This is a genomic window from Azoarcus indigens, from assembly GCF_004361735.1.
Classification (GTDB): domain Bacteria; phylum Pseudomonadota; class Gammaproteobacteria; order Burkholderiales; family Rhodocyclaceae; genus Azoarcus; species Azoarcus indigens.
On the sequence record NZ_SNVV01000017.1, the window covers coordinates 58,774 to 83,808 of the forward strand.

Genomic DNA, 25,035 nt, shown 5'->3' on the forward strand with positions numbered 1-25,035 from the left:
TCCGGCGTCGCCCCCCTGCCGATGAAAGAAATCATCCCCCTGTGGGCTCAGCCCTGGCTGGACGTGATCGAGCTGGCCACCCAGATCGCCTTGATCGTGCTCGCCGCCTGGCTGCTGCGCCTGGTGCTGCGCCGGCTGGTGCGGCGCATCGGCGAGCGCTACAACCTGCCGCCGGAGCTGGTGATGGGCTCGCGCCGGCTGACCAGCTTCGTCATCTACTCCAGTGCGCTGCTGCTGATCCTGGACCGCTTCGGCGTTTCCGGCACCGTGCTGTGGACCGCCTTCACCGGCTTCGCCGCAGTGGCGGCGGTGGCCTTCTTCGCCGCCTGGAGCGTGCTCTCCAACATCTTCTGCACGCTGCTCATCTTCACCATCCGCCCCTTCCGCCTGTACGACCAGGTGGAGCTGCTGGAGAACGGCGAGAAGCCGGGGCTGAAGGGCCAGGTAGTGGACATCAACCTCATCTACACCACGCTGCAGGAGAGCCTGCCCGACGGCCAGGACACGGTGCTGCAGGTGCCCAACAGCCTGTTCTTCCAGCGCAGCATCCGCCGCTGGCGCAGCGGCGTGCAGGGCTGAGGCGCGGCCGCAACGCAGGACCGCCGCACGGTGGCGGGATTCAGGCCGTGGAGGGGCGCCTGTGCGCCAGGCTGGCCGCCAGCCCCTCCGCCGCGCGGGCGCGGATGTCGGCGAAGCGGTCGTCCACCAGCAACTCGCCGTCGCGGAACACCGGGCGCAGCAGGTTGGCGCGGCCGGCCAGGGCTTCCACCCTCACTGCCTCGCAGCCGTCCGCGCCGGCCACCACTGCCCAGCGGCCGGACTTGCTGCGCTTGCCGGGGTCGGTCACCGGGTCCTTGTAGATCTCCCGTGGCCGGCCGTTGATCACCGCCTCGCTGGCTTTCATCGCCCAGCGCATGGTGTCGCGGTTCACCCGCTGCAGCAGGCCGCCGCCCATGCCGAAGGCGCTGTTCTCGGTGGACAGCCCGCGCGCCTTCAGTGCGGCCAGGATGCCGGGCAGGCTGCCCAGATGCACGCCATCGCCCTGGATCACCCGGAGGAAGTCCGGCAGCACCCGGTAGCCCTTGGCGTTGGTGTGGAAGCCGAAGTGCGCCATCAGCCGCTCTATCAACTCCGGCAGCACCTGCACCGGATCGCCGCTGTCCGGGCGGATGACGATGCGGCCGCCGCTATGCGCTATCAGCGGCTGCAGCTCGGCGCCGACGATGTTGTCCACCGCGTTCCACAGGTCGTAGCTGTCCACCACGAAGGCGACGATCTTGCCCGGGCCGGCGAAGCGCTGGATGACGTTGCGGTAGGCATCGGTCTCGCCGGCGCGGCCCCAGGCGGTCATGGTGCTGTGCTCGCTGGCGGGGATGCTGAAGCCGGCCATGGCTTCGCCGTAATAGCGGCGGGCGACCCGCAGCGCGGACATGGTGTCGGTGCCGAGGAAGTTCAGCAGGTGGGCGGCGCCGCCCAGGCCGGCGGCTTCCTCGGTGGAGGCGCCGCGGGCGCCGAAGTCGTGCAGCTGGAAGGGCAGCACCGCGTCCGGGTCGTCGGCGGTCTCCTCCAGGTAGGCGCGCAGGATGCGCTTGCAGGCAAAGCTCAGGCTGGCCACCGTGGTCGGATACCACACCGCGCGCAGCAGCGCGGTTTCCAGGTAGCTGGGCAGCCAGAAGAACTCGGCGTCGGTATTGCGCAGCTGCAGCAGCGGAATGTGGGTGCCCAGCACCGTGCCTTCGGCCACCGCCTCGATTTCCAGCGGCAGTCGGCCGCCGTGTTTCTGCAGCAGGCGATCCCAGCCCGCGCGGTTGAAGAGGCCGACGTGGGCCTGCGCCACCGCTTCCGCCTCGTCCACATCGGCGCTGGTGAGCGGCCGGGAGAGGTAGGCCTTGAGGAAGGCCTGCAGGCCGAAGAACAGCACGTCCTCGAACTCGCCGCCGCGGGATTCGATGTAGCTGCTGACGAACTCGGTGCCCGGCGGGTACTGCAGGTAGTGGCTGAGTTTGTAGCTATCGGTGTTGAGAATCAGGTTCTGGGTGCTCATCGGCGGGGGAGGAGAAGGGAAGCGGAGGGCGCGAAATGCGCTGCGGAGCGGTGGCGCCTGGGGGGCAGACATCGCGCCGATTGGACGCCTCGCTGATGGCAGCGTCAAGCCGCTGGGGGAGGAGGGGGCCGCGATCGGTGGACAAGCGTCGCGGTCGGCGGACATCATGCTTCGGCTCAATCTGCCTCGTACCTTTCCATGATCCCGCTTCGCCTTGCCCGCTTTTTCAGCGCTTTGGCCCTGATGGCCGCCGCCGCGGCCAGCGCCGCCGCGCCGGCGCTGGAGCTGGCTTACCGCGATCCGCTGTCCGGCGAGCTGGTGACGCGCGCCTATGCGGCCGACGGCCAGCCGCTGCAGGAACAGGTGGTGGCGGCCAGGGTGCCGTTGGGCAGCCTGTGGAAGCTCTTCGTGTTCGCCTGGCTGGCGGAGAGCGGCGGTGCGGCGCCGGATTACGTCTGCCGTGCCGGTGCCGGCACCGATGCGGCCAGCCGGCGGCTGCGCGAGGAAGAGAGCTATTGCTGCGAGCGCGGCGGCGCCATCGGCCGGGACGCGGCGCTGGTCTCCTCCTGCGGACTGTTCTTCGAACCGGCGCGGCTGGGGCTGCAGGCCGCCTCCTGGCGCGATTTCTGGACCTCCCGCGCACCCGGCGCGCCCTGGCTGGCTGAGCTGGCGGCGATGCGGCCGGAGACGCTGGTGAGCCCGGCGGAACTCATCCTCGCGCTGGAGGCGGTGCCGGCGCGGGCACGCGAGCAGGCGGCGCAGATGCTGCTGGCGCGCGCCTTCGGCCCAGGTGGCGAGGCCGGCGCGGTGCGCGAGCTCGGCGGGCGGCTGCGCATCAAGACCTTCTCCTGGTTCCGCCCCGGCACGCGGGAGCGCTATGGCGGCGGCGCCGGCTGGCTGGTGGACGGCACGCCGCTGTGGTTCGCCGGCAGCGGCACCGGCCAGCAGGTGCTGGCACGCCACGGCGCCACGCTGGCGGCAGTCTTGCCGCAGGGCGAGGCGGCGCTGGCGCCCGGCTGCGTGGAGGTGGCGTTCTTCAGCCGCTATCCGCTGGCGCGGGTGGAACTGCCCGGCGGCAAGGCTGCGCGGCCGGGCCCGCTGCGTGGCCGCCATGTGGCGGTGTTCGACAACGGCGTCGCCCTGCCCTTCCTCGCCAGCGGCCAGATGCGGCTGGCGCAGCAGGACGGCCGGCCGGCGGTGTCCGGCCGTTTCGGCGTGGATGAATATGTCGCCCGCGTGCTGGACCGCGAGGCCGACGCCAGCGAGACCGAGGCGGCGCGCGCGCTGGCGGTGGTGATACGCAGCTATCTGTTCAACGAGGCGCGGCGCGAGGGCAACTGCCTGGCCATCGCCGACAGCAGCCGCAGCCAGCGGGTGTCGGCCAATCCGCCGTCGGCGGCGGCGCTGGCGGTGGCGGCCTTCACCACCGACCTGGTGCTGCGCGGCGCGCCGGTGGGCTACCACCTGGACACGCCGGGGCCGGACCGCCTGGTGTGGCGCGAGGCCCAGGTCGCCGCCCGCGCCGGCACGCCGTGGGATGCCATCCTGCGGCGGGCTTTCCCCGCCGCCGACCTCGCCGCCAGCCGCGATCCCGCCGGCCTGCCCTGCGAGCGCCTGGAGCAGGCGGAGCGCTGGCTGCAGGCGCAGGCGCCGCGCTGGCACCGCCAGCTCTCCGCCCTGCCCGGCTTCCAGCCGCCGGCCTCGCCGCCGCTGGTGTGCCGGTTGGCCTGGGGCACGCCCTTCTCCGAGCTGGACCGCGGCCGCATCCATGTGCGCGAGCTGCAGACGATGGAAGACCGCATCACCCTCGCCCACGAGTACTTGCACCTCGGCCTGCGCCACCACCCGGCGAGCCAGGACGAGGAACTGGTGGAGCGCTGGGCGCGGCAGCTGGCGGGCGGCGGCTAGCGCTGAGGCGTGGAGCGGCCGGGCGTCGCGGGCTGCGCCGGCGCGAGCGCAAGCGGCGGCCCTGCCGGCGGCCTGCGCGGTCTCAAACTGAGAACGATCGTCTCAGCCGGAGACGACTGAGACGACCCTGCGTCCGGCGGGCGGCCGCCGCCTTCACCGCAAGCCGCTGTTAAAAAAGGGAAACCGCCTCTACGCGCAGCGGAGAATACGGCTGGAACACTCCTTGCCATGCATGGCACGGGGCCGCGCAGACGGTACCCGCAAAGCCAAAACAACGAGGAGACTCCACCCATGCACAGGTCATCCTGCTGCGTCCGGGGGCGTTCGCGCCCCGCATCCCTGCCCCTCGCCCTGCTCGCCAGCCTGGGCCTGCTTGCCGGCGGCGCCGGCGCGGCGGAAATCGCCACCGACCCTGGCGACTACGCAGCGCTGCCGCCGGGCACCGACCTCGGCATCCTCTACCTGCAGCACACCGAGCGCGACACCTACTACGCCGGCGGCGACAAGCTGCCCGGCCGCTTCCGCCTGGAGACCGACATCGGCCTGCTGCGTTGGGTGCATTACGCCAGGCTGGGCGACTACGTGATCGACCCGCAGGTCATCCTGCCCTTCGGCACCGTGCGGCTGAAGACGCCCTTCGCCGGCCTCTCTTCCACCTCCGCCAGCGGCGTCGGCGATCCGCTGGTCGGCGGCACGCTGTGGCTGGTGAACCAGGCCGAGGAGAAGCGCTGGCTGGGCCTGTCGGCTTTCGTCTCCATCCCGGTCGGCAGCTATGACGGCGACAAGGGCCCGGTGAACGTCGGCGAGAACCGCTGGAAGGGCATCTTGCAGGCCGGCTACGTCACCGCGCTGCCGGCCAGCTTCATGCTGGACCTGATCGGCGAGTACGCGGTGTATGGCGAGAACGACGACTTCCTCGGCATGAAGCGCAAGCAGGACCCCAGCTACGGCCTGCAGGCCCACCTGCGCTATCTCTTCTCTCCCACCACCCACGCCGCCGTCTCCTACTACCGCGACTACGGCGGTGAGACGAAGCTGGACGGCGTGCGCCAGGACGACCGCCTGCGCAATGACCGCTGGCTGCTCACCTTCGCCACCTTCGTCGCCCCCTCCGTGCAGCTGCAGGCGCAGTACGGCCAGGCGCTGCGGGTGGAGAACGGCGCGCGTGAATCCAGCCGCTTCAACCTGCGGCTGCTGAAGGTGTTCTGAGGCGCGGCCCGTGAGGGCCGCATCCAGGCGCGGGGAGCGGGCGGCCGCTCCCGCGCGGCCGTTCCCCAAGAGACGGCCGGCAGACGGCGAGGGCGTTGCCCCCGCCGCCGACCAGACCGACCACAACAGGAGACAAGACAATGCCCGAACCCACTTCCACCAGCCTGCATCCGCACACCTTGCAGGCGCTGGCGCAGATACAGCGCATGGACAGGCGCGCCTTCCTGCGCTTCGGCCTCGCCGCGGCCGGCGTTGCCGCCGGTGCCGGCCTGCTCGCCCCCGGCGCTGCCCAGGCCGCGCTGCCGGAGGGCATCAAGGTGATGAGCGCGGGCGAACACGCGGTATTCCAGCGCCTGCTGGCGGTGATGTTGCCCACCGACGGCAGCGCTCTGGTGCCCGCCGCGCAGATCCCGGTGATGCAGACGCTGGACGCCGCCCTGCTGGCGACCATGGAGCCGCACATCCTGCAGGGCCTGAAGGGCGGCGTGCGCTACTTCGACGACGGCCCGCAGGCGCGCTACGGCAAGCGCTTCACCGCGCTGGGCGACGCCGAGGCGGCGCGCTTCTGCGACGAATGGGCGGATTCGCCCGAGCTGCCGCAACGGGCGTTGGCGATGGGGCTGAAGAAGCTGGTCGGCCTCGCCTACTGGGCCCACCCGCCGACCTGGGCGCCGCTGGGCTACGACGGCCCGGTGACGCGCAAATGGGGCCTGCAGTCGCTGGGCAACGCGCCCCTGCCGCAGGTCTCCCAGGCCCAGCCCCAATGACCGCCGGAGTATGCAGATGACCCAGAAGAAGATCGCAATCGTGCCGCCCCACGGCCTCAAGCTCACCCAGGCGGCGGACATCAAGCAGCGCAAGCTGCACCTCAAGGCCGACGCGGTGATCGTCGGCTCTGGCGCAGGCGGCGCCATCGCCGCCTACGAACTGGCGGCCAAGGGCAAGTCGGTGGTGGTGCTGGAAGCCGGCCCCTACGTGCCGTCGGAGAAATTCACCGAGATGATGGCCATCGCGATGGGCACGCTGTACCAGGACCACGGCGGCCAATCCAATGCCGACGGCGACATCAGCATCCTGCAAGGCGCCTGCGTGGGTGGCTCCACCGTGGTGAACGCGGCGCTCTGTTTCCGCACGCCGGACTACTACCTGAAGCTGTGGGCGCAGGAGTTCGGCCTCTCCAACCTCAGCCCGGCGGTGATGGCGCCCTACTTCGACAAAGTGGAAGCCAACCTCAAGATCCGCCAGAACGGCCCTCACGAAACCAGCATAGGCGCGGAAATGATCAACGCCGGGTTGCAGAAGCTGGGCATCCCCGCCGGCGTCGCCCGGCGCAACGTGAAGGACTGCGGCCTCACCGGCTTCTGCTTCGCCGGCTGCGTGTCCGACCGCAAGCAATCCATGCTGGTCACCTACCTGCCCTGGGCGGCGGCCCACGGCGCCCGCATCTACGCCGACACCCGCGCCACCCGGGTGCTGGCCGAAGGCGGCGTCGCCCGCGGCATCGAGGCGGAGGTGGTGGACCCGGCGAGCGGCCGCAAGAAGGCCGACCTGCGGGTGGATGCGCCCATCGTCGTCCTCGCCGCCGGGCCGGTGCAGACGCCGCTGCTGCTGCAGAAGAGCCAGCTCGCCAACAGCAGCGGCCAGGTCGGCAAGAACTTCGCCTGCCACCCCACGCTGTCGCTCACCGCCGAGTTCGACGACAAGGTGGATGATTTCCACGGCGCCGCCCACTCGCTCTATGTGGACAAGTACACCCTGCCGGAAGAGGGCGGCTACCTGCTGCTCAACGCGGTGCAGGACCCGGTGGAGGCCAGCTTCCAGGTCGAGCCCGGCACCGGCAAGCCCTACGTCTCCTACATGAGCCGCTACCGCAACACCCTGCGCCTCATCACCCTGATCCACGACAAGAACGTCGGCGAGGTGAGCTGGAAGGACGGCGCCAAGCACATCCGCTACACGGTGGACGACGCCGACTTCGAGGCGATGAAGGCTGGCCTCAAGACCAACGCCAGGGTGCTGTTCGCCGCGGGCGCGCGGCGGGTGCACCTGCCGAGCTCGCAGGCGCTGGTGATGGAAAGCCCGGCCGACATCGACCGCGTCATCGACGGCCTGAAGAACCAGCCGGCGCGCTACCGCTACACCTCTTTCCACCCGCAGGGCACCTGCCGCATGGGCGCCGATCCGGCGAAGACGGTGGTGAATCCGCACGGCGAAACCCATGACGTACGCAATCTCTACATCGCCGACGCCAGCCTGCTGCCCACCTCCATCGGCTACAACCCGTCGGAAACGGTGTATGCGCTGGCCAGCTACATCGCCGACCACATCAACGCCGCCCACCCCGCCGCCGCTCAAGGCTGAACGCCGCCCAACCAGGAGAACCGACCATGACCGACACCCCCGCAGCGCGCTGGGAACAGCGCATCTTCCTCGGCGACTGGCAGCCCGGCCGGGGCGACAGCGTCGCCGTCACCGAGCCCGCCACCGGCCAGCGCCTGGGCCTGCTCGCCACCGCCGATGCCGACGATGTGGACGCCGCCGCCCGCCTCGCCGCCGAAGCCCAGCCGGCCTGGGCGGCGCTGCCCTTCGACCGCCGCGCCGCCGTCCTGCGTGAGTTCGCCCGCCTGCTGCAGGCCGATGCCGAACGCATCAACCACTGGAACGTGCGCGAATGCGGCTCCATTCCGGCCAAGGCCGAGTGGGAGCTGAACGCCAGCGTGGAGCAGGCGCACATGGCGGCAGCCATGCCGATGCACGCGGTCGGCGAGATCTTTCCCTCCTCCATGCCTGCCCGGCGCAACTACTGGCAGCGGGTGCCCATCGGCGTGGTCGGCGTGATCGCACCGTGGAACTTCCCCATCCTGCTCGGCCTGCGCTCGGTGCTGCCGGCGCTGGCCCTGGGCAACGCGGTGATACTCAAGCCGGATGTGCAGAGCGCGGTATGCGGCGGTCTGCTGCTGGCCGAACTGTTCGAGTCCGCCGGCCTGCCGCGCGGTGTGCTGCACGTGCTGCCCGGCGGCCCGGCCACCGGCGAGGCGCTGGTGCGCCACCCGGCGGTGAAGATGATCTCCTTCACCGGCTCCACCGCCGTCGGCCGCCAGATCGGCGAAACCTGCGGCCGCATGCTGAAGAAGGTGTCGCTGGAACTGGGCGGCAACAACGCGATGGTGATCCTGGACGACGCCGACCTGGAATCCGCCGCCTCCTGCGCCGCCTGGGGCGCCTTCCTGCACCAGGGCCAGATCTGCATGCAGGCCGGCCGCCACCTCGTCCAGCGCAAGGTCGCCGGCCGCTACGCCGAGCTGCTGGCGGCGCGGGCGGCCAGGCTGGTGGCGGGCGACCCGGCCGCCGGGCCGGTGCATCTGGGCCCGCTGATCAACGACCGCCAGGCCGGCAAGGTGGAGGAGGTGGTGGCGCGCTCGGTGGCGCAGGGCGCGCGGCTGCTGGCGGGCGGCAAGCGCGATGGCCGCTTCTACCCGGCCACCGTGCTGGCGGACGTCACCCCGGCGATGCCGGCATGGACGGAGGAAATCTTCGGCCCGGTGGCGCCCATCACCGTGTTCGACAGCGACGACGAGGCGGTCGCGCTGGTGAATGGCTCCGACTACGGTCTGGCCGCCGCGGTGCACAGCGCCTCGGTGCCGCGCGCGCTGGCGCTGGCCTCGCGGCTGAAGGCGGGCATGGTGCACATCAACGACCAGACGGTGAACAACGAATTCCAGGTGCCCTTCGGCGGCATGGGCGCCTCCGGCAACGGCAGCCGCTTCGGCGGCCCGGCCAGCTTCGAGGCTTTCAGCCAGACGCAGTGGGTCAGCGTGATGGACAGCGGCATCCAGTACCCCTTTTGAGCGGCTCGCCGCCGGCCCCTGGCCATGCCGCCGGCTTCGATCGACGCGTTTCCCCGCGGCAGCCGCCTTCCCCGGTGCTGTCGCGGGGCTTTTCCCTCGCGGCGTGGCGGCTGACTTTAGGCCGGCTATACCGTAAGTCAGTTAATGGATGTATAAAAACGACTTCTGGATTCGGGTGCTACCCTGCGCCCCGCCGCGAGGTCACCGAGATGAACCCGCCTGCCCCCAGCCCGCTAGAGAGAGCCATCGTCGCCCGTCAGGCCTATTTCGAACACGGCTTGAAGCCGGACGACCTGATAGACGAAGCGATTTTCCGCTCCTGGACGCGCTGCACCGCCGCCGACCGCCGCGAGCGCGATCCGGTGGAGTTCGAGCCGGTCGGCCGCGCCATGCTGCGCGGCCTGCTGGAGCGCGGCCAGCCGCTGCTGCAGGCCGCCGCCGGGCCGCTGGACAAGCTGGCGCGGGCGGTGAGCGGCGCCGGCTATGCGGTACTGATGACCGATGGCGCCGGCTATGCGCTGTCGGTCGGTGGCGCGCTGAACGACCGTCCCCACCCGATGCGGCTGGCTTTCCGCCAGGGGGTGGATCTGTCAGAAGGCGCCATCGGCACGTCGGCCATGTCCTGTGCGCTGAGCGAGCGCCGCGCCATCCGGGTGTTCGGCCCGGAGCACTTCTTCTCCGCCACCCGCATGTTCCACTGCGCCGCCGCCCCCATTCTGGCGCCGGACGGCAGCCTGGCCGGCGTGGTGGACATCACCCGCGATTCGCCGCGGCCGGATTTCGGCGCCCTCGCCCTGGTGAGCCAGTGCGCGCGGGCGATAGAGCGCGAGTTGTTCCGCGCCCGGCCTGCGGCCCACACCCTCACGCTGTCCTGGGACGACAGCCGCCCGGAAGACGCCCAGGACCTGCTGGTGGCGCTGGGCGCGGATGGCGAGATCCTCGGCATGAACGAGCAGGCGCGGCGCTTCCTCGGCGAGCGCGGCGAAGGCGGCGACCATGGCCGGGGCGCCGCGCTGCACTTCGGCGATCTCTTCGAAGGCCGCTTCCAGGCCTGTATGGATGCGCTGCGTCAAGCCCGCGGCCCGGTGCCGCTGCGCCTGCATTCCGGCCTCTGCCTGTTTGCCTCCGCCGGCGGCCCGGTGCAGCCGGCGCTTGCCGCACCACCGCCTGCACGTCCCCCGGCCGCACCACCGCAAACGGTGCTGCCGGAGTTCGGCGATGCCGGCATCCCGCGCCAGCTAGAAACCGCGCTGCGCGCCCTCGCCAACCACCTGCCAGTGCTCCTGCTGGGCGAAACCGGCAGCGGCAAGGAGGTGGCGGCGGACTGCCTGCACCGCCGCAGCCCCCGCGCCGCCGGCCCGCTGGTGGCGCTGAACTGCGCGGCGATACCGGAAACGCTGATCGAGAGCGAGCTGTTCGGCCATGTCGAAGGCGCCTACACCGGCGCCCGGCGCGGCGGCATGCCGGGCAAGATCGAGCTGGCCGATGGCGGCAGCCTGTTCCTGGACGAAATCGGCGACATGCCGATGGCATTGCAGGCGCGGCTGCTGCGGGTGCTGGAGACGCGCGAACTCAGCCGCCTGGGCAGTACCGCCAGCCGGCGGGTGGACTTCCAGCTGATCTGCGCTACCCACCGGGACCTGCAGCAGGCGATGGGCGAGGGCCGCTTCCGCGCCGACCTCTACTACCGCATCGCCGGCTTCACCGTGACGCTGCCGCCGCTGCGCGAGCGCTGCGGGCTGGCGGCGCTGATGGAGGCGCTGCTGGCGGAGGTCTCCGCCGGCCACCGCAGCCTGGCGCCGGCTGCGCTTGCCCGCTTGCTGGCCCATCCCTGGCCGGGCAATGCCCGCGAGCTGCGCCATGCGCTGACCTACGCCCATACCGTGGCCGAGCCGGGCCGCCCGCTGCAGCCGGACGATTTCCCTGCCCTGGCGCCGCCTCAGGCCGCGCCGGCGGCGGCCAGTGGACTGCTCGCCACGCTGGAGGAGGAAGCCATCCAGCGCGCGCTGAAGGAAACCAGCGGCAAGGTGGCCGCCGCCGCCCGCCTGTTGGGCATGAGCCGCGCCACCCTGTACCGCCGGCTGCGCGGGCGGCGCTAGGGCTGCCCGCCGCTCAGCGCGCCGGTGGCCGCAGTGTCAGGCCCTGGTCCGGCAGCGGCAGCGCGGTCTTGTAGCGCACCTGCTTGAGGGCGAAGCTGGAGCGGATGTTGGCGACGCCGGGAACCTTGGTCAGATGGTCCAGGATGAAGCGCTCCAGCGCCTGGATGTCGGGCACCACCACCCGCAGCAGGTAATCCTCGTCGCCGGTCATCAGGTAGCACTCCATCACCTCCGGCCGCTCGTCCATCGCCGCTTCGAAGCGCTTGAGCATGTCCTCCGCCTGCTTCTCCAGCCGCACATGGATGAAGACGTTCACCAGCAGGCCCAGCATCTCCGGCGCCAGCAGCGTGACCTGGCGACGGATCAGCCCCAGTTCCTCCATTGCCTTCACCCGGTTGAAGCAGGGCGTGGGCGAGAGGTTCACCGAGCGGGCCAGTTCGGCGTTGGTGATGCGGGCGTTGTCCTGCAGCCTGTTGAGAATGGCGATGTCGGTGCGGTCGAGTTGTCGCATCGGATAATTTATCCATGAATGGATGAACGGACAGACGAATCGTCTGAAATCAGCGCCAAGCATAGCCAAGGTAAGACAAAAATTCTGCCCGTCGAGGGATAGGATCTTCTCCATGCCGCGCCGCGTGCGCGGCCGCTATCCGTCGATGGAGAACGTCCGTGGCCAGTCCGCTTTCCCCCTGCTCCCTGACTCCGCCGGCCGCCTTCCCCGGGCGCCCGGGCTGGCTGCGTCGGCGGCCATTCGCCGGCCTGCAAGGTGCTGCCCTGCTTGGTCTCGCCATCGTGATCTGGGGTGCGAACTGGCCGGTGATGAAGGCCGGCCTGGAGCACATCACGCCGATCTGGTTCGCCGCCACCCGCTTCGCCCTCGGCGGCCTCTGCCTGTTCGCGCTGCAGCTGGCGACCGGCAGCCTGCGCCTGCCGCGGCGCGGCGACCTGCCGCTGGTGGCCAGCGTCGGCCTGCTGCAGATGCTCGCCTTCACCGTGCTGGGCACGCTGGCGCTGACCGAGATCCCCGCCGGCCGCTCGGCGGTGCTGGCCTACACCACGCCGCTGTGGGTGACGCCGGCCGCCATCCTGCTGTTCGGCGAGCGCCTAGGCCCCCGCCAGGCCGGCGGCACCGTGCTGGGCCTGGCCGGCGTGGCCCTGCTGTTCAATCCGCTGGCGCTGGACTGGCGGGATGCGGCGGTGCTGAAGGCCCACCTGATGCTGCTCGCCGCCTCCCTGTGCTGGGCGGTGTGCATCCTCCATCTGCGCCGCCGGCGCGGCGCCAGCAGCGCATATCACCTCGCGCCCTGGCAGATGCTGGTGGCGACGCTGCTGCTGCTGGTGCTGGCCCGGGTGGTGGAGGGGCCCTACAGCGGCGATGGTTCGCCGGCTTTCTGGCAGGTGGCGCTGTTCGTCGGCCCGTTGGCCACCGCTTTCTGTTTCTGCGCGGTCAACGCCGCCAGCATGCGCCTGCCGGCCACCGCCATGGCCAGCGCGATGCTGGGCGTGCCGGTGGTGGGGCTGGCCCTGTCGGTGCTGCTGCTGGGCGAGGCGCTGACGCCCGCGCTGCTGGCCGGCGTGTGCGCCATCCTCGGCGGCATTGCGCTGGTGAGCCTGCCGGCAAGGCGGGGATGAGGCCGGGGCAGTGCACTGGCGCCGCCCCCCCGGATTGCCGTTTCAGTGCGGCCCGGCGGGCTCACTCCCTTGGCGCGTGGGCTGGCGCGGCGGCAGGCCGATGCCGAGCAGGTGGCGCACCCTGGGCGGGGCCTCGCCGGCATGGAAGCGCACCACCTCGCGCTGCAGGTCGGCATCCGCGCTGTGCACCCGGCGGTGCTGGCGCAGGTGTTCGGCCCAGGACTCGACCAGGAACCACTCGGTGAGCAGCCCGGCGTCGGCCGGGTCTTCCATCACGCCCCAGCTGAAGGCGCCGTCGCGCAGGCGTTCCTCGGAGAGCTGGTGGACGGCGTGGAGGAAGGCGTCGCGGTCGGCGGTGGGAATGCGGTACTCGATCAGGATCATCACCGGGCCGCGGTCGTGGGCGACGGCTTCCGCCATCTCCGGGTCGGGCCAGTGGCGGGCGGGGCCGAGGTCGTCCTCGCCCAGCGGCAGGCGCAGCCGGTGCATGCCCAGCGCCGCCAGCACCAGGCCGACGGCGGCGATCAGCAGCGCCTGCGGCGTGCCCAGGCCCTGGGCGACGAAACCCCACAGCAGGCTGCCGGCGGCGAGCGCGCCGTTGAACACCATCTGGTACACCGCCAGCGCGCGGCCGCGCACCCAGTTCGGCAGGATGGCCTGGGCGGCGCCGGCCATGGTGGTGAGCGCCAGGATCCAGGCCGCGCCCAGCAACAGCAGCAGCGGCAGCGCCAGCCACACCGGCGGCGCGGCGGAGAGGGCGGCCATCACCAGCGCGGTGGCCAGGGCCGAGGCCAGCATCACGCCGTCGCCATCCAGCCGGCGCTGCAGCCGCGGCATCAGCAGCGCGCCGAGGATGGCGCCGGCGCCGACCGCGCCCAGCAGCACGCCGTACAGGCTGGCGCCGCCCTGCAGCAGCTGGCGCGCCACCAGCGGCAACAGCGCCCAGATGCTGCTGCCGAAGGCGAAGTGCACCGCAGTGCGGATGAGCACCACATGCAGCTTGCTGTGGGCGCGGGTATAGCGCAGGCCGGCGCGCAGGGCGCTGAAGAAGTGCTCGCGCAGCGGGTCTTCCGCCTGCGGCGGGCGGCGCCACCACAGCAGGGCGGCGATCACGAACAGGTAGCTGAACAGGTCGGCGCCATAGGTGGCGGCGGCGCCGAAGGCGGCCAGCAGCAGGCCGCCGGCGGCCGGGCCGATGGCGCGGGCGATGTTCACCCCCAGCGAGTTCAGCGCCACCGCCCGCCGCAGCATGGGCTGGGGCACCAGCTCCGGCACGATGGACTGCCAGGTCGGCCCCATCATCGCGGTGCCGACGCCGCCGAGGAAAACCATGGCGATCAGCAGTTCGATGGTGAGCGCCTGGCGCCAGGCCAGCAGCATCAGCGTGCCGCTGACCAGCGCCAGGCCGATCTGCACCGCGACGAGGAAGCGGCGGCGGTCGAGGATGTCGGCCAGCACGCCGGCGGGGATGGCGAGCAGGAACACCGGCAGCGTGGCCGCGGCCTGGATCATGGCTACCGCTGCCGGCGAGGCCGACAGGTCGGTGGCCAGCCAGGCGCTGGCGACGTCGCGCATGAAGCTGCCGATGTTGCCCATCACCGTCGCCACCCACAGTACGGCGAAGGTGGGCAAGGCGAGCGGGGCGAAGGCGCCGGTGGCGGCGCTGGTGGTGGAGTCGGCCGTGGAGGCCGCGGTCTTGGTCATGATGATCAGAATGCCCAGCAGGCGCAGCCGAGCGCGCCCCAGAAGCTGCGCGCATCGCCGGCCGGCACCTGGGCCGCCCAGGCCTGCGCATGGGCGTGGCCGTGCACACCGCAGGCGCTGGCGCAGCCGCAGGCGGCGTCCGGTTGCAGGCGGGCCGTGGTGTAGCCCTGGGCGGGCTGGATGGCGCGCGGGCGGTAGCCGCCGTCGTGGCGCACCGGCGACCAGTCCGGCATGGCCGGCGGAAGCTCCGGCGCCAGCGGGCCGAATTCCTGGTCGCCATGCACCACCTGGCCGCCGAGCACGGTGAGCACCGAGGTGATGTCCTGGATCTCGTCGCCGGGCACGGCGAAGTAGTCGGCGGAGAGCACCGCCAGGTCGGCGAGCTGGCCGGCCTTGATCTGGCCTTTCTTGCCGACTTCGGAGGAGAACCAGGTGTTGGCCTCGGTCCACAGCCGCAGCGCGGTGTCGCGGTCCAGCAGCTTGGCCTGGGGATAGAGGCCGAGGCCGCCCACCGTTTTGCCGGTGGTGAGCCAGGACAGCGACACCCAGGGGTTGTAGGAGGCGACGCGGGTGGCGTCGGTGCCGGCGCCCACCTTCACCCCGCGCTCCAGCATCTTCTTCACCGGCGGCGTGGCTTCGGCGGCGCGGGCGCCGTAGCGCTCGACGAAGTACTCGCCCTGGTAGGCCATGCGGTGTTGCACGGCGATGCCGCCGCCGAGCGCGGCGATGCGGTCGATGTTGCGTTCGGAGATGGTCTCGGCGTGGTCGAAGAACCAGTTGAGGCCGTCGAAGGGCACGTCGCGGGCGACCTTCTCGTACACGTCCAGCGCGCGCGAGATGGTTTCGTCGTAGGTGGCGTGCAGCCGCCACGGCCAGCGCTTTTCGGCGAGCAGGCGGATCACCGGCTCCAGGTCGGCTTCCATGGAGGGCGGCATGTCCGGGCGTTCGACGCGGAAATCCTCGAAGTCGGCGGCGGTATAGACCAGCATCTCGCCGGCGCCGTTGTGGCGGTAGAGGTCGTCGCCCTGGCCGGGCTGCACCTGGGCGCTCCAGCTCTTGAAGTCGGCCAGTTCTTCCTTGGGCTTCTGGGTGAACAGGTTGTAGGCCAGGCGCACGGTGAGCTGGCCCTCGCGGTGCAGCTCCTCGATGATCCGGTAGTCGTCCGGGTAGTTCTGGAAGCCGCCGCCGGCATCGATGACGCCGGTGACGCCGAGGCGGTTCACCTCGCGCATGAAGTGGCGGGTGGAGTTCTTCTGGTACTCCGGCGGCAGCTTGGGGCCCTTGGCGAGCGTGGCGTAGAGGATGGTGGCGTTGGGCTGGGCCAGCAGCAGGCCGGTGGGGTTGCCGTGGGCGTCGCGCACGATCTCGCCGCCCGGCGGGTTGGGGGTGTCCTTGGTGTAGCCCACCGCGCGCAGGGCGGCGCCGTTGAGCAGGGCGCGGTCGTAGAGGTGGAGGATGAACACCGGCGTGTCCGGCGCGGCGGCGTTGAGTTCTTCCAGCGTGGGCAGGCGCTTTTCGGCGAACTGATGTTCGGTGAAGCCGCCCACCACCCGCAGCCACTGCGGCGCCGGGGTGCGCGCGGCCTGTTCCTTCAGCATGCGCATGGCCTCGGCCAGGGAGCGCACGCCATCCCAGCGCAGTTCGAGGTTGTAGTTGAGGCCGCCGCGGATGATGTGCATGTGGCTGTCGATCAGGCCGGGGATGGCGCGGCGGCCGTGGAGGTCGATGACGCGGGTGTGGCCGCCGGCCAGCGGCATGACGTCCTGCCGGCTGCCGACGGCGATGAAGCGGCCATCGCGGATGGCGACGGCTTCGGCTTCCGGGTTCTGCTTGTCCAGGGTGGCGAACTTGCCGTTGGTGAGGATGAGGTCGGGGGTGCTGGCGTTGGCGGGCATGGGATGTCCTCGGCGAGGGGGCGGTCGCAATCGGAAAGCGGGCGGCGCAGGCAATGCAGCCCGCCGCCGGCGGGGGCGGCGGGTTGTCATCAGGTGGCGGTCAGCGTGCCGGAACGGCAGGAATGGCCTTGTGTGGCGTGCTGGTGCGCTGGGCCGCCTTGTGCACCATGGTGTAGGCGTAATCCACGCCCATGCCGTAGGCGCCGGAGTGCTCCTTCACCAGCTTCATCACCGCATCGTAGGTGTCGCGGTGGGCCCAGTCGCGCTGCCATTCGAGCAGCACCTGCTGCCAGGTCACCGGCACCACGCCGGCCTGCACCATGCGCTGCATGGCGTAGTCGTGCGCTTCCTTGCTGGTGCCGCCGGAGGCGTCGGCCACCATGTAGATCTCGTAGCCGCCTTCGAGCATGGCGCACAGGGCGAAGGTGGTGTTGCACACCTCGGTCCACAGGCCGGAGACGATGATCTTGTTGCGGCCGTTGGCGGCCAGGGCGTCGCGCACCTTCTGGTCGTCCCAGGAGTTCATCGAGGTCCGCTCCAGCAGCGGCTGCTCGGGGAAGACATCGAGCAGTTCGGGGTAGGTGTAGCCGGAGAAGGAGTCGGTTTCCACCGTGGTGATGGTGGTGGGGATGTTGAAGATCTTCGCCGCCTTGGCCAGGCCGACGGTGTTGTTCTTCAGCACCTGGCGGTCGATGGACTGCACGCCGAAGGCCATCTGCGGCTGGTGGTCGATGAAGATGAGCTGGCTGTTTTGCGGGGTCAGGACTTCGAGCTTGGGGTTGGACATCTTCTGCTCCTTTTGTTGTCGATTGCACTGCTGGGGGGTTGTTGCTGGGGCGATTGCCGCGCCGGGCTGTCGCATCGCCCATAAGCAGACTAGGCGCTAAAGTGGAGTACGACCATCGGCTGTTCGTATCAGCGGGATGCAATGGTGGAGAGTGCCGCGCCGCTGTGCGTGCGGGAGCGGGGGCGATCTTCCGGTCGCCCCCGCCCGGAAGGCGACCGCGCCGGCGGCGGCGAAGGCTCAGGCGGCCGCCGTTGCGCCCCGCCGGCGATGGTCGTAGCATGCGCGGCGCGTCATGCCATTGCGCTGGCGCCGCCCGCGCGACACGCGCCCCACCTTCCCGGCTCACCGATGCGTCTCTGCTTCCGCCCCGATTTCCTGCTCGCCGCGGCCCTGTCATGTGCTTCGCTGCCCGTGCTGGCGCTGCAGCCGCTGACGCTGGACGCGCCCGCCGGCGGCTGGAACCGCGGCGGCTTCACCGACCGCAGCGAGGACAGCGGCGTCGCCTACCCCTACTCGCCGATAGACCGCGGCGCCCAGGCCGGCCGCACGCTGATCCGCGGCCGCCTCGCCGCCGAGCACCGCGCCCGCGACGCCAACGGCAAGGTGCGCACGCCGCCCACGCTGGTGGTCAACGGCAACCCGATGCCGTTGTACAGCGATACCGACGGCCGCTTCGCCCGCCCCTATGCCTTCGCCCCCGGCTCCAACAGCGTGGAGATCCGCAGCGCCGGGGGCGAGTCCCTGGGCCGGCTGCAGTTCTACGAAGCCAATCCGGCGCGGCCGCGCGCCCAACTGCGCGCCATCCTGGCCTGGGACGACGACCAGGCGGAGGTGGATCTGCATGTGCTGACGCCGGACGGCCAGCACGCCTTCTGGGCGCATCCGCAGCTCAGCAACGGCGGCGGCATGGATGTGGACAGCGTGGATGGCGCCGGCCCGGAGATGTTCTCCATGACCGCGCCGCTGCGCGGCCCCTACCAGCTCTATGTGAACTACTGGGGCAACTTCGGCAGCGCCGGCTACCATTTCGACGACAGCACCCGGCAGCGCAAGATCATCACCTGCCGCATCACCCTCGTCTTCCATGAAAACACCCCGCAGGAGCGGCGCGAGAGCTTCGTCGTGCCGCTGCGCAAGATCGGCGATCTCACCCATGTCAAAACCGTCATCTTCTGAGCACGCCGCGCTTTTTCTCGCCCTCGCCCTGCCGGCGGCGGCAGCCTGGGCGCAGGCCGAGATGCCCCTAGGCGGCTGGCGCACCGGCAGCGCCGACGCGCCCTACACCCAGGAGGTGAACTACCCCGCCTCCCGCGCCGGCATGCCCGCCGGCACGCCGGACGCGGCGCAGATCCGCGGCCGCATCGCCCGCCAGGGCAAGGGCCCGGCCACCCTGGTGGTCAACGGCAACGCCATGCCGCTGGAAGTGGACGAGCAGGGCCGCTACGGCCGCGCCTACAGCTTCGCCACCGGCTCCAACAGCGTCGAGATCCGCGACGGCGAAGGCCGCAGCGTGCAGCGCACCCAGTTCTACCAGACCGCCGCCGGCCAGCCGCAGGCGCGGCTGCGGGTGGTGCTGAGCTGGGATACCGACGGCACCGACCTCGACCTCCATGTGCTGACACCGGACGGCGAGCACGCCTGGTACGGCAACCGGGTGGTGCGCAGCGGCGCCATCGATGTGGACGTCACCACCGGCTACGGCCCGGAGATCTTCGCCTCGCCGTCGCCGTCCAAGGGCCCCTACCTGGTCTATGTGAATTACTACGGCAGCGGCCGGAGCCATCTGCTCACCACCGCCCGCGTCAGCGTGATCTCCAACGAAGGCACGCCGGACGAGCGCCGCCAGGAGTTCGACGTGCCGATGCGCGCCGCCGGGGAGCTGACGCTGGTGCGGCAGTTCGTCTATCCCTGAGCGGTCGTCTCCCCCTGGGCGGGCGCGGCCGGCGGCTTTCCGCGAGCGGTGGCGAGGGGCGATACTGCCCCTCCCCCAGCACGAAGAGGACAGCCATGTTCCCCGCCAACACCGCCGCGATCCCGGCGGATAGCGAGCTTTTCCCCGGCTTCTCCAGCCTGAAGGTGGAGGTCGAGCCCGGCCTCTCCCTCGCCTGCGTCACCGATGCCGTCGCGGGCGACACGCGGCCGCCGCTGCTGCTGCACGGTCATCCGCAGACCCACGCCATCTGGCACAAGGTGGCGCCGGAGCTGGCGCGCCACTTCACCCTGGTGGCCGCCGACCTGCGCGGCTACGGCGACTCCGCCAAGCCGGCCGGCGCGCCGGATCACGCCAACTACGCCAAGCGCCGCATGGCCGCCGACATGGCGACGCTGATGCGCCTGCTCGGCCATGAGCGCTTTGCCGTGCTCGCCCACGACCGTGGCGCCCGCGTCGCCCACCGCCTCGCCGCCGACCATGCGCAGGCGGTGAGCCGCCTGGTGCTGCTGGACATCGCGCCGACGCTGGCGATGTATGAGCAGACCAGCGAGGCCTTCGCCCGCGCCTATTGGCACTGGTTCTTCCTGATCCAGCGCGCGCCGCTGCCGGAACGCCTGATCGAGGCCGACCCGGCCGCCTACCTGCGCGACGTCATGGGCAGTCGGCATGCCGGCCTCGCCCCCTTCGACCCGCGCGCCTTCGCCGAGTACGGCCGCTGCCTCGCCCAGCCCGGCAGCGCCCACGGCCTGTGCGAGGACTACCGCGCCGCCGCCGGCATCGACCTGGAACACGACCGCGCCGACCGCGACGCCGGCCGCAAGCTGCCCATGCCGCTGCTGGCGTTGTGGGGCGCCCAGGGCGTGGTGCAGCGCTGCTTCGACCCGCTGGCCGAGTGGCGCCGGGTGGCGGAGCAGGTGGACGGCGGTGCCCTGCCCTGCGGCCACTACGTGCCGGAGGAAGCGCCGGCGGCGCTGCTGGAGCGGGCGCTGCCCTTTCTGCTGGCGGCTTAGGCGGCGCCCTTGCGCAGCCAGCCCAGCACTGGCTGCAGGCCCGCCAGCGCCGGTGCTTCCCTCAGCACCGTGGCGGCATCCGTCCACGGATAGGGCAGCGACAGCAGCCACTGGAACACCGTGGGCGCCTGCGCCGCGGGCAGCACCTCCATCGCGGCGATGACGATCTTCAGCTTCTCGGCGCAGCGCGGCTCGGCGGTTTCGAAGTACCAGTCGTAGCTGCCGCAGCCCACGCGCACCTCGCCCTTTTCCTTGTCGGTCATGCCGACCAGCCAGTCGCAGCGGAAGTGGGCGGTCTCGACCGCCGGACGGCCGAGGTAGAAGGTGTAGACATTGTCGTAGCGCTCGCCGAAGCGGCGCACCAGCACGTCGGTGATGGCGCCCAGGCCCTCGCTGCGGGCGGGAAAGGCGATGTTGTCGCTGGCGACCTGCATCTCCAGTACCGCGTCCGGAGCGAAGGCGTGCTGCATGTGGAGGGGGCGGTTTTCGTCCTTGGCGTGGAGGTAGGCGCGCAGGACGCGTTCGGCGCTGTTCATGGGTTCTCGGGGTGGGTTGGGAACAGGGAGGTGCCCGGCCGGCCATGCCGGCATGGAGCTACGCAGGGAGGCGCCGGGCGGTGATTGTTCGATTTGTTGATTTCATCTATAACTTGTCGATAAATCGTATACGAAAAGAGAAAACCATGAGCAAACCGCCAGCCGCCCTGCCCTGCATGGTTCCGGAAGCCGGCCGCATCGTCTCCTCCCAGCACCTGGTGTCGCCGCGTTCGCCGGAGTTGTCGGAACTGGAGTACGGCATGATCCTGGCCTGGAACGCCTTCTCGCGCTGGATGATCCGTGCCAGCGCAGCAACCGGGGTGCCCGACATGACGGCGCTGGACGTGCTGGTGCTGCACCACGTCGCCCACCGCGAGCGCGGCAAGCGCCTGGCCGACATTTGCTTCGTGCTCAACGTGGAGGACACCCACGTGGTGTCCTACTCGCTGCGCAAGCTGGCCGGGCTGGGCCTGGTGCGCAGCGAGCGCCGCGGCAAGGAAGCCTTCTTCTTCCTCACCGACAAGGGCTGCGAGGTCTGCCTCGCCTACCGCGACGTGCGCGAATCCTGCCTGATGGAGGGCTTCTCCGGCAGCGAGGAAGACAATGCCCGCATCGGCGAGCTGGCGGCGCTGCTGCGCATGCTCTCCGGCCGCTACGACCAGGCGGCGCGGGCGGCGGCCACGGCGGTGCCGGGATGAGCCCGCAGATCCGCTTGCTGGATGCCGGCGACGCCGCGCTGACGGTGGAGTTCGGCGACGCCATAGACCCCGGCCTGCTGGCGGCGGTGAACGCGCTGGACGCGGCGGTGGAGCGGCTCGCCCGCGCCGGCGGCCTGCCCGGGCTGATCGAGGCGGTGCCCACCTTCCGCTCCCTCACCCTGCTCTACGACCCGCTGCTCACCTGTCGCGCCGACGTCGAGGCCGCGCTGGCGCCGCTGCTGGCCGGCGCGGGCGAAACGCAGGCCGCCAGCGGGCGGCACTGGCGGCTGCCGGTGTGCTACGGCGGCGAGGCCGGCCCCGACCTGGAGGCGACTGCCACCGCCATCGGCGCCACCGCCGACGAGGTGGTGGCGCTGCACGCCGGCACCGAATACCGGGTGTACATGCTGGGCTTCATGCCCGGCTTCCCCTTCATGGGCGACCTGCCGGAGCGGCTGCGCCTGCCGCGCCGCGCCGAACCGCGGCTGCGGGTGGCGCCGGGCAGCGTCGCCATCGCCACCGGGCTGAGCGCGATCTATCCCTGGGAAAGCCCCGGCGGCTGGCACTTGCTGGGGCGTTGCCCGGTACGCCTGTTCGACCCGGCGGCGGCCGAGCCTTCGCTGTTGGCGGCGGGCGATTGCGTGCGTTTCGAGCCGGTGTCCGCCGCCGAGTACGCGCGGCTGGCGGCGGCGGTGGCGGCGGGAGAATTGCCGCCGGCGCACTGGCGCCCCGAGGCGGCGGCTGGAGGCGGGCGATGAGCGCGGCCAGGCCCATCGGTGTCGAAGTGCTGTCGCCCGGCGCCTTCGCCACGCTGCAGGATGGCGGCCGCCGGGGTTTCCGCCGCATCGGCGTGCCCTGGGCCGGGGTGCTGGATCGCCGGCTGATGCGCCTTGCCAATGCGCTGGCCGGCAATGCGGAAGACTGCGCGGTGATCGAGTGCTTCGACGGCGGCCTGCAGCTGGCTGCCCGCGGCGGCGCGGTCCGCATCGCGGTGGCCGGCCATGCCGCGCTGGAGATCGGCAGCGGCGAGGCGCGGCGGGCGCTGCCGGCCTGGCGCTCGCTGACGCTGGCCGAAGGCGAGGTGCTGCGCATCCGCCGCATGGAGCGCGGCCGGCTGGCGATGGTGGCGGTGGCCGGGCTGGCGCCGCCGGCGGTCATGGGCAGCGCCGCCACCTATGCGCGTGCCGGCCTGGGCGGCATCGACGGCCAGGGCCGGACGCTGACCGCCGGCGACCTGCTGCCGGCCGCCGCCGCGGCGGAGGGTCCGGAGCGGGTGCTGCCGCAGCCGCCCGGCGGCGATGCCGCGCCCATCCGGGTGATTCCCGGGCCACAGGCGGATCACTTTTCCGCCGAGGCGCTGGCGGCCCTGGTGGCGGGCGAATACCGCGTCACCGCCGAGGCCGACCGCATGGGCGTGCGCCTGGAGGGGGCGACGCTGGCGCATGCCGGCGCGGCGGAAATCGTCTCCGATGCCACCGTGCCCGGCTCCATCCAGGTGCCGGGCAAGGGCCAGCCCATCGTGCTGCTGGCCGATGCCCAGACCGCCGGCGGCTATCCCAAGATCGCCACCGTGATCAGCGCCGACATTCCCCGCCTGGCGGCGCTGCGGCCGGGGGAGCCCCTGTGTTTCGCCGCGGTGGATGTGGCCGAGGGCGAGCGTCTGGCGCGGGTGGCGGAGGCCTGCACCCGCGAGCTGCTGGCGGCCATCCGCCCGCTCTACGCCGACGGCGTGGATCTGGCCGCGCTCTATGCCTGCAACCTGGTGGGCGGCGTGGTGCATGCGCTGGGCCCGGATTACCGCCCGCTGCTGGACCCGCGGCCTCAGCCGGCCGACCCGAAGAGGAGCACGCTGTGAAGATCAACCTCAACGCCGACCTCGGCGAATCCTTCGGCGCCTGGAAGATGGGCGAGGACGAAGCCCTGCTGCAGGTGGTGAACTCCGCCAACATCGCCTGCGGCTTCCACGCCGGCGACCCGATGGTGATGCGCCGCACGGTGCGCGCCGCGCTGGCCGCCGGCGTCAGCCTGGGCGCCCACCCCGCCTACCCGGACCTGCAGGGCTTCGGCCGCCGGCCGATGGCGCTGTCGCCGGCCGAGGTGGAAGCGGCGGTGATCTACCAGGTGGGCGCGCTGGCCGCCTTCGCCGCCGCCGAGGGCGGCCGCCTCAGCCATGTGAAGCCGCACGGCGCGCTGAGCAACCAGGCCTGCGAGGACGCCGCGCTGGCGGACGCGGTGGCGCGGGCGGTGCGCGCGGTGGACCGCGAACTCATCTTGCTGGCGCCGGCGCTGTCGCAGCTCTACTTCGCCGGCGAGCGCGCCGGCCTGCGGGTGGCCGCCGAGATCTTCGCCGACCGCGCCTACACCGACGAGGGCATGCTGATGCCGCGCAGCCGAGCCGGCGCGGTGCTGCACGACCACGCCGAAGTCGCCGCCCATGTGCTGCGCATGCTGGCGGCAGGCGGCATCGTCGCCCACTCCGGCAAGGTGCTGCCGGCACCGATGCAGAGCATCTGCGTGCATGGCGATACGCCAGGGGCGGTGGAGAGCGCGCGCCATCTCGCCGCCGCGCTGAGCGCCGCGGGCTGGACGCTGGCGCCGCTACCGGCGCTGGTGGATGGGCAGGCCGGCTGAACGGCCTGCTCGTGGTGAGCTACCTGAGGTGAGCTACCTGAACTGGGCCACTTCAGGTGGGCCACGGCAGGGCTGATTCCGGCCTCCCGTCGTGCCGCTGCGCTGCCGATGCGCCGTGCCTGCTGATAAGCTCGGATGATCGCCCTTTTCACTCAAGCAGCTAACGTGATCGAACTCCGCGGCATCGAAACCTTCTACTGGGTCGCCACACTGGGCGGTTTCCGCTGCGCGGCGGAGAAGCTGCACACCAGCCAGCCGGCGGTATCGCAGCGGGTCGCACAGCTGGAGCAGGCGCTGGGCGCGCGCTTGTTCGACCGCGACACCCGCGGCGTGCGGCTTACCGCCAAGGGGCAGGAATTGCTGCCCCACGCCGAGCGCATGCTGCAGATGCGCCATGACATGCTGCTGGTGGCGCGCTCGCAGAACGCCATCAGCGGCCGGGTCTGCATCGGCGTGGCGGAGACCATCGTGCAGACCTGGCTGCCGGCGCTGCTGGAGCGGGTGCACAGCACCTTCCCTGAGGTGGTGTTGGAGATCGAGGTGGATACCACGCCGGTGCTGCGTTCCCACCTGGTCGGCCGGCAGATAGACCTCGCCTTCCTGATGGGCCCGCTGGCCGACGCCAACGTCGAGAACCTGCCGCTGTGCCGCTATCCGCTGGCCTGGGTCGCCAGCCCGCAGCTGGACCTGGGGCCGGAGCCGCTGACGCTGCAGCGGGTGGCGCAGCTGCCCATCATCACCTACCCCTCCGGCAGCCGGCCTTACCAGGTGGTGCGCGAGATGTTGCTGCGCGCCGGCGTGGCGGCGCCGCGCATGTACGGCCTCGCCTCGCTGGCGATGGCGGTGCGCATGGCGCGGGATGGCATAGGCACCAGCGTGATCGCGCCGGTCTTCCTCGGCAAGGAACTCGCGGAGGGCCGGCTGCGGCTGCTGCAGGTGGCGGCCGAACCCTTGCCGGAGCTGGCCTTTACCGCCAGCTGGCTGCATGGCAGCGACAGCCATGTGGCGGAGGCCATCGCCCGGCTGGCGGCGCAGGTGGCGGCCAGCGCGGAGGGTGGAGAGGCGGCGGCTGATTCGTTTTTCTTATAAGTCTCAATCCGA

At 71.4% G+C, this 25,035-nt stretch carries 22 protein-coding genes; 16 read left to right on the top strand and 6 right to left on the bottom strand.

Annotation, left to right across the window (positions count from 1 at the left end; genetic code table 11):
- Nucleotides 1-21 precede the first annotated feature (21 nt).
- Nucleotides 22-579 (top strand): mechanosensitive ion channel family protein, encoded by a 558-nt coding sequence (locus C7389_RS17570; RefSeq protein WP_133593893.1) that lies wholly within the window; start codon nt 22-24, stop codon nt 577-579.
- 40 nt (nt 580-619) lie between these two features.
- Here C7389_RS17570 and C7389_RS17575 read toward each other — a convergent pair whose 3' ends face one another.
- Nucleotides 620-2,044: a nicotinate phosphoribosyltransferase gene (locus C7389_RS17575; protein ID WP_133593895.1), complete on the bottom strand. Its 1,425-nt coding sequence runs from the start codon at nt 2,042-2,044 to the stop codon at nt 620-622.
- Between the two features lie 198 nt (nt 2,045-2,242).
- Here C7389_RS17575 and C7389_RS17580 point away from each other — a divergent pair, with 198 nt between their 5' ends.
- The 6 genes from C7389_RS17580 (at nt 2,243) to C7389_RS17605 (ending at nt 11,108) form a co-directional block, all read left to right on the top strand.
- Nucleotides 2,243-3,952 carry a DUF2300 domain-containing protein gene (locus tag C7389_RS17580; protein WP_133593897.1) on the top strand — a complete coding sequence of 570 codons (1,710 nt, stop codon included), beginning with the start codon at nt 2,243-2,245 and terminating at the stop codon, nt 3,950-3,952.
- Between the two features lie 291 nt (nt 3,953-4,243).
- Nucleotides 4,244-5,161: a transporter gene (locus C7389_RS17585; RefSeq protein WP_133593899.1), complete on the top strand. Its 918-nt coding sequence runs from the start codon at nt 4,244-4,246 to the stop codon at nt 5,159-5,161.
- A 140-nt stretch (nt 5,162-5,301) separates the two neighbouring features.
- Nucleotides 5,302-5,928, top strand: coding sequence for a gluconate 2-dehydrogenase subunit 3 family protein (locus tag C7389_RS17590; protein ID WP_133593901.1), 627 nt, complete (start codon nt 5,302-5,304; stop codon nt 5,926-5,928).
- A 16-nt stretch (nt 5,929-5,944) separates the two neighbouring features.
- A complete protein-coding gene (locus C7389_RS17595) occupies nt 5,945-7,522 on the top strand; it encodes an FAD-dependent oxidoreductase (RefSeq protein WP_133593903.1) in 1,578 nt (525 codons plus the stop codon).
- A gap of 26 nt (nt 7,523-7,548) precedes the next feature.
- Entirely contained in the window at nt 7,549-9,009 is a 1,461-nt protein-coding gene (locus tag C7389_RS17600) for a benzaldehyde dehydrogenase (RefSeq protein WP_133593906.1), read from the top strand.
- 209 nt (nt 9,010-9,218) lie between these two features.
- Nucleotides 9,219-11,108 (top strand): sigma-54-dependent Fis family transcriptional regulator, encoded by a 1,890-nt coding sequence (locus tag C7389_RS17605; RefSeq protein ID WP_133593908.1) that lies wholly within the window; start codon nt 9,219-9,221, stop codon nt 11,106-11,108.
- A gap of 13 nt (nt 11,109-11,121) precedes the next feature.
- On the opposite strand, the gene bkdR is transcribed toward C7389_RS17605, so the two are convergent.
- Nucleotides 11,122-11,619: a Bkd operon transcriptional regulator BkdR gene (gene bkdR / locus C7389_RS17610; protein WP_133593910.1), complete on the bottom strand. Its 498-nt coding sequence runs from the start codon at nt 11,617-11,619 to the stop codon at nt 11,122-11,124.
- Nucleotides 11,620-11,777: 158 nt separating this feature from the next.
- Here bkdR and C7389_RS17615 point away from each other — a divergent pair, with 158 nt between their 5' ends.
- Nucleotides 11,778-12,740 (top strand): DMT family transporter, encoded by a 963-nt coding sequence (locus C7389_RS17615; RefSeq protein WP_211168311.1) that lies wholly within the window; start codon nt 11,778-11,780, stop codon nt 12,738-12,740.
- 42 nt (nt 12,741-12,782) lie between these two features.
- Here C7389_RS17615 and C7389_RS17620 read toward each other — a convergent pair whose 3' ends face one another.
- From C7389_RS17620 to C7389_RS17630, 3 genes are all read right to left on the bottom strand, one after another.
- Nucleotides 12,783-14,444 (bottom strand): MFS transporter, encoded by a 1,662-nt coding sequence (locus C7389_RS17620; RefSeq protein ID WP_133593912.1) that lies wholly within the window; start codon nt 14,442-14,444, stop codon nt 12,783-12,785.
- Between the two features lie 5 nt (nt 14,445-14,449).
- Complete coding sequence (locus C7389_RS17625) at nt 14,450-16,339, bottom strand: amidohydrolase (RefSeq protein ID WP_133593914.1); 1,890 nt, start codon at nt 16,337-16,339, stop codon at nt 14,450-14,452.
- A 100-nt stretch (nt 16,340-16,439) separates the two neighbouring features.
- Nucleotides 16,440-17,126, bottom strand: a complete 687-nt coding sequence (locus tag C7389_RS17630) for a hydrolase (RefSeq protein ID WP_133593916.1) — start codon at nt 17,124-17,126, stop codon at nt 16,440-16,442.
- Between the two features lie 348 nt (nt 17,127-17,474).
- Here C7389_RS17630 and C7389_RS17635 point away from each other — a divergent pair, with 348 nt between their 5' ends.
- From C7389_RS17635 to C7389_RS25740, 3 genes are all read left to right on the top strand, one after another.
- Nucleotides 17,475-18,302: a YfaP family protein gene (locus tag C7389_RS17635; protein WP_133593918.1), complete on the top strand. Its 828-nt coding sequence runs from the start codon at nt 17,475-17,477 to the stop codon at nt 18,300-18,302.
- Entirely contained in the window at nt 18,280-19,038 is a 759-nt protein-coding gene (locus C7389_RS17640; RefSeq protein WP_133593920.1) for a YfaP family protein, read from the top strand. The genes C7389_RS17635 and C7389_RS17640 overlap by 23 nt, the downstream gene beginning before the upstream one ends.
- Nucleotides 19,039-19,133: 95 nt before the next feature.
- Nucleotides 19,134-20,069, top strand: a complete 936-nt coding sequence (locus tag C7389_RS25740) for an alpha/beta fold hydrolase (RefSeq protein WP_133593922.1) — start codon at nt 19,134-19,136, stop codon at nt 20,067-20,069.
- Here the strand turns inward: C7389_RS25740 and C7389_RS17650 are convergent.
- Nucleotides 20,066-20,605, bottom strand: a complete 540-nt coding sequence (locus C7389_RS17650; RefSeq protein WP_133593924.1) for a hypothetical protein — start codon at nt 20,603-20,605, stop codon at nt 20,066-20,068. The two genes, C7389_RS25740 and C7389_RS17650, sit on opposite strands and share 4 nt — an antisense overlap.
- A 146-nt stretch (nt 20,606-20,751) precedes the next feature.
- Here C7389_RS17650 and C7389_RS17655 point away from each other — a divergent pair, with 146 nt between their 5' ends.
- The 5 genes from C7389_RS17655 (at nt 20,752) to C7389_RS17675 (ending at nt 25,023) form a co-directional block, all read left to right on the top strand.
- Nucleotides 20,752-21,303: a winged helix DNA-binding protein gene (locus C7389_RS17655; RefSeq protein ID WP_133593926.1), complete on the top strand. Its 552-nt coding sequence runs from the start codon at nt 20,752-20,754 to the stop codon at nt 21,301-21,303.
- On the top strand, nt 21,300-22,061 hold the full coding sequence (pxpB, locus tag C7389_RS17660) for a 5-oxoprolinase subunit PxpB (protein WP_133593928.1): 762 nt from the start codon (nt 21,300-21,302) through the stop codon (nt 22,059-22,061). Before C7389_RS17655 ends, pxpB begins: the two co-directional genes overlap by 4 nt.
- Nucleotides 22,058-23,158 (top strand): 5-oxoprolinase subunit C family protein, encoded by a 1,101-nt coding sequence (locus tag C7389_RS17665; protein ID WP_133593930.1) that lies wholly within the window; start codon nt 22,058-22,060, stop codon nt 23,156-23,158. Before pxpB ends, C7389_RS17665 begins: the two co-directional genes overlap by 4 nt.
- Nucleotides 23,155-23,934: a LamB/YcsF family protein gene (locus tag C7389_RS17670; protein ID WP_133593932.1), complete on the top strand. Its 780-nt coding sequence runs from the start codon at nt 23,155-23,157 to the stop codon at nt 23,932-23,934. The genes C7389_RS17665 and C7389_RS17670 overlap by 4 nt, the downstream gene beginning before the upstream one ends.
- Before the next feature lie 165 nt (nt 23,935-24,099).
- Nucleotides 24,100-25,023: a LysR family transcriptional regulator gene (locus C7389_RS17675; protein WP_133593934.1), complete on the top strand. Its 924-nt coding sequence runs from the start codon at nt 24,100-24,102 to the stop codon at nt 25,021-25,023.
- The last annotated feature ends 12 nt before the right edge of the window (nt 25,024-25,035 follow it).

Excerpts from the sequence above, each read along its gene's own strand:
- C7389_RS17570 (WP_133593893.1), top strand. The coding sequence starts at position 22 with ATGAAAGAAATCATCCCCCTGTGGGCTCAGCCCTGGCTGGACGTGATC.
- C7389_RS17575 (WP_133593895.1), bottom strand. The coding sequence starts at position 2,044 with ATGAGCACCCAGAACCTGATTCTCAACACCGATAGCTACAAACTCAGC.
- C7389_RS17580 (WP_133593897.1), top strand. The coding sequence starts at position 2,243 with ATGATCCCGCTTCGCCTTGCCCGCTTTTTCAGCGCTTTGGCCCTGATG.
- C7389_RS17585 (WP_133593899.1), top strand. The coding sequence starts at position 4,244 with ATGCACAGGTCATCCTGCTGCGTCCGGGGGCGTTCGCGCCCCGCATCC.
- C7389_RS17590 (WP_133593901.1), top strand. The coding sequence starts at position 5,302 with ATGCCCGAACCCACTTCCACCAGCCTGCATCCGCACACCTTGCAGGCG.
- C7389_RS17595 (WP_133593903.1), top strand. The coding sequence starts at position 5,945 with ATGACCCAGAAGAAGATCGCAATCGTGCCGCCCCACGGCCTCAAGCTC.
- C7389_RS17600 (WP_133593906.1), top strand. The coding sequence starts at position 7,549 with ATGACCGACACCCCCGCAGCGCGCTGGGAACAGCGCATCTTCCTCGGC.
- C7389_RS17605 (WP_133593908.1), top strand. The coding sequence starts at position 9,219 with ATGAACCCGCCTGCCCCCAGCCCGCTAGAGAGAGCCATCGTCGCCCGT.
- bkdR (WP_133593910.1), bottom strand. The coding sequence starts at position 11,619 with ATGCGACAACTCGACCGCACCGACATCGCCATTCTCAACAGGCTGCAG.
- C7389_RS17620 (WP_133593912.1), bottom strand. The coding sequence starts at position 14,444 with ATGACCAAGACCGCGGCCTCCACGGCCGACTCCACCACCAGCGCCGCC.
- C7389_RS17625 (WP_133593914.1), bottom strand. The coding sequence starts at position 16,339 with ATGCCCGCCAACGCCAGCACCCCCGACCTCATCCTCACCAACGGCAAG.
- C7389_RS17630 (WP_133593916.1), bottom strand. The coding sequence starts at position 17,126 with ATGTCCAACCCCAAGCTCGAAGTCCTGACCCCGCAAAACAGCCAGCTC.
- C7389_RS17635 (WP_133593918.1), top strand. The coding sequence starts at position 17,475 with ATGCGTCTCTGCTTCCGCCCCGATTTCCTGCTCGCCGCGGCCCTGTCA.
- C7389_RS17640 (WP_133593920.1), top strand. The coding sequence starts at position 18,280 with ATGTCAAAACCGTCATCTTCTGAGCACGCCGCGCTTTTTCTCGCCCTC.
- C7389_RS25740 (WP_133593922.1), top strand. The coding sequence starts at position 19,134 with ATGTTCCCCGCCAACACCGCCGCGATCCCGGCGGATAGCGAGCTTTTC.
- C7389_RS17650 (WP_133593924.1), bottom strand. The coding sequence starts at position 20,605 with ATGAACAGCGCCGAACGCGTCCTGCGCGCCTACCTCCACGCCAAGGAC.
- C7389_RS17655 (WP_133593926.1), top strand. The coding sequence starts at position 20,752 with ATGAGCAAACCGCCAGCCGCCCTGCCCTGCATGGTTCCGGAAGCCGGC.
- pxpB (WP_133593928.1), top strand. The coding sequence starts at position 21,300 with ATGAGCCCGCAGATCCGCTTGCTGGATGCCGGCGACGCCGCGCTGACG.
- C7389_RS17665 (WP_133593930.1), top strand. The coding sequence starts at position 22,058 with ATGAGCGCGGCCAGGCCCATCGGTGTCGAAGTGCTGTCGCCCGGCGCC.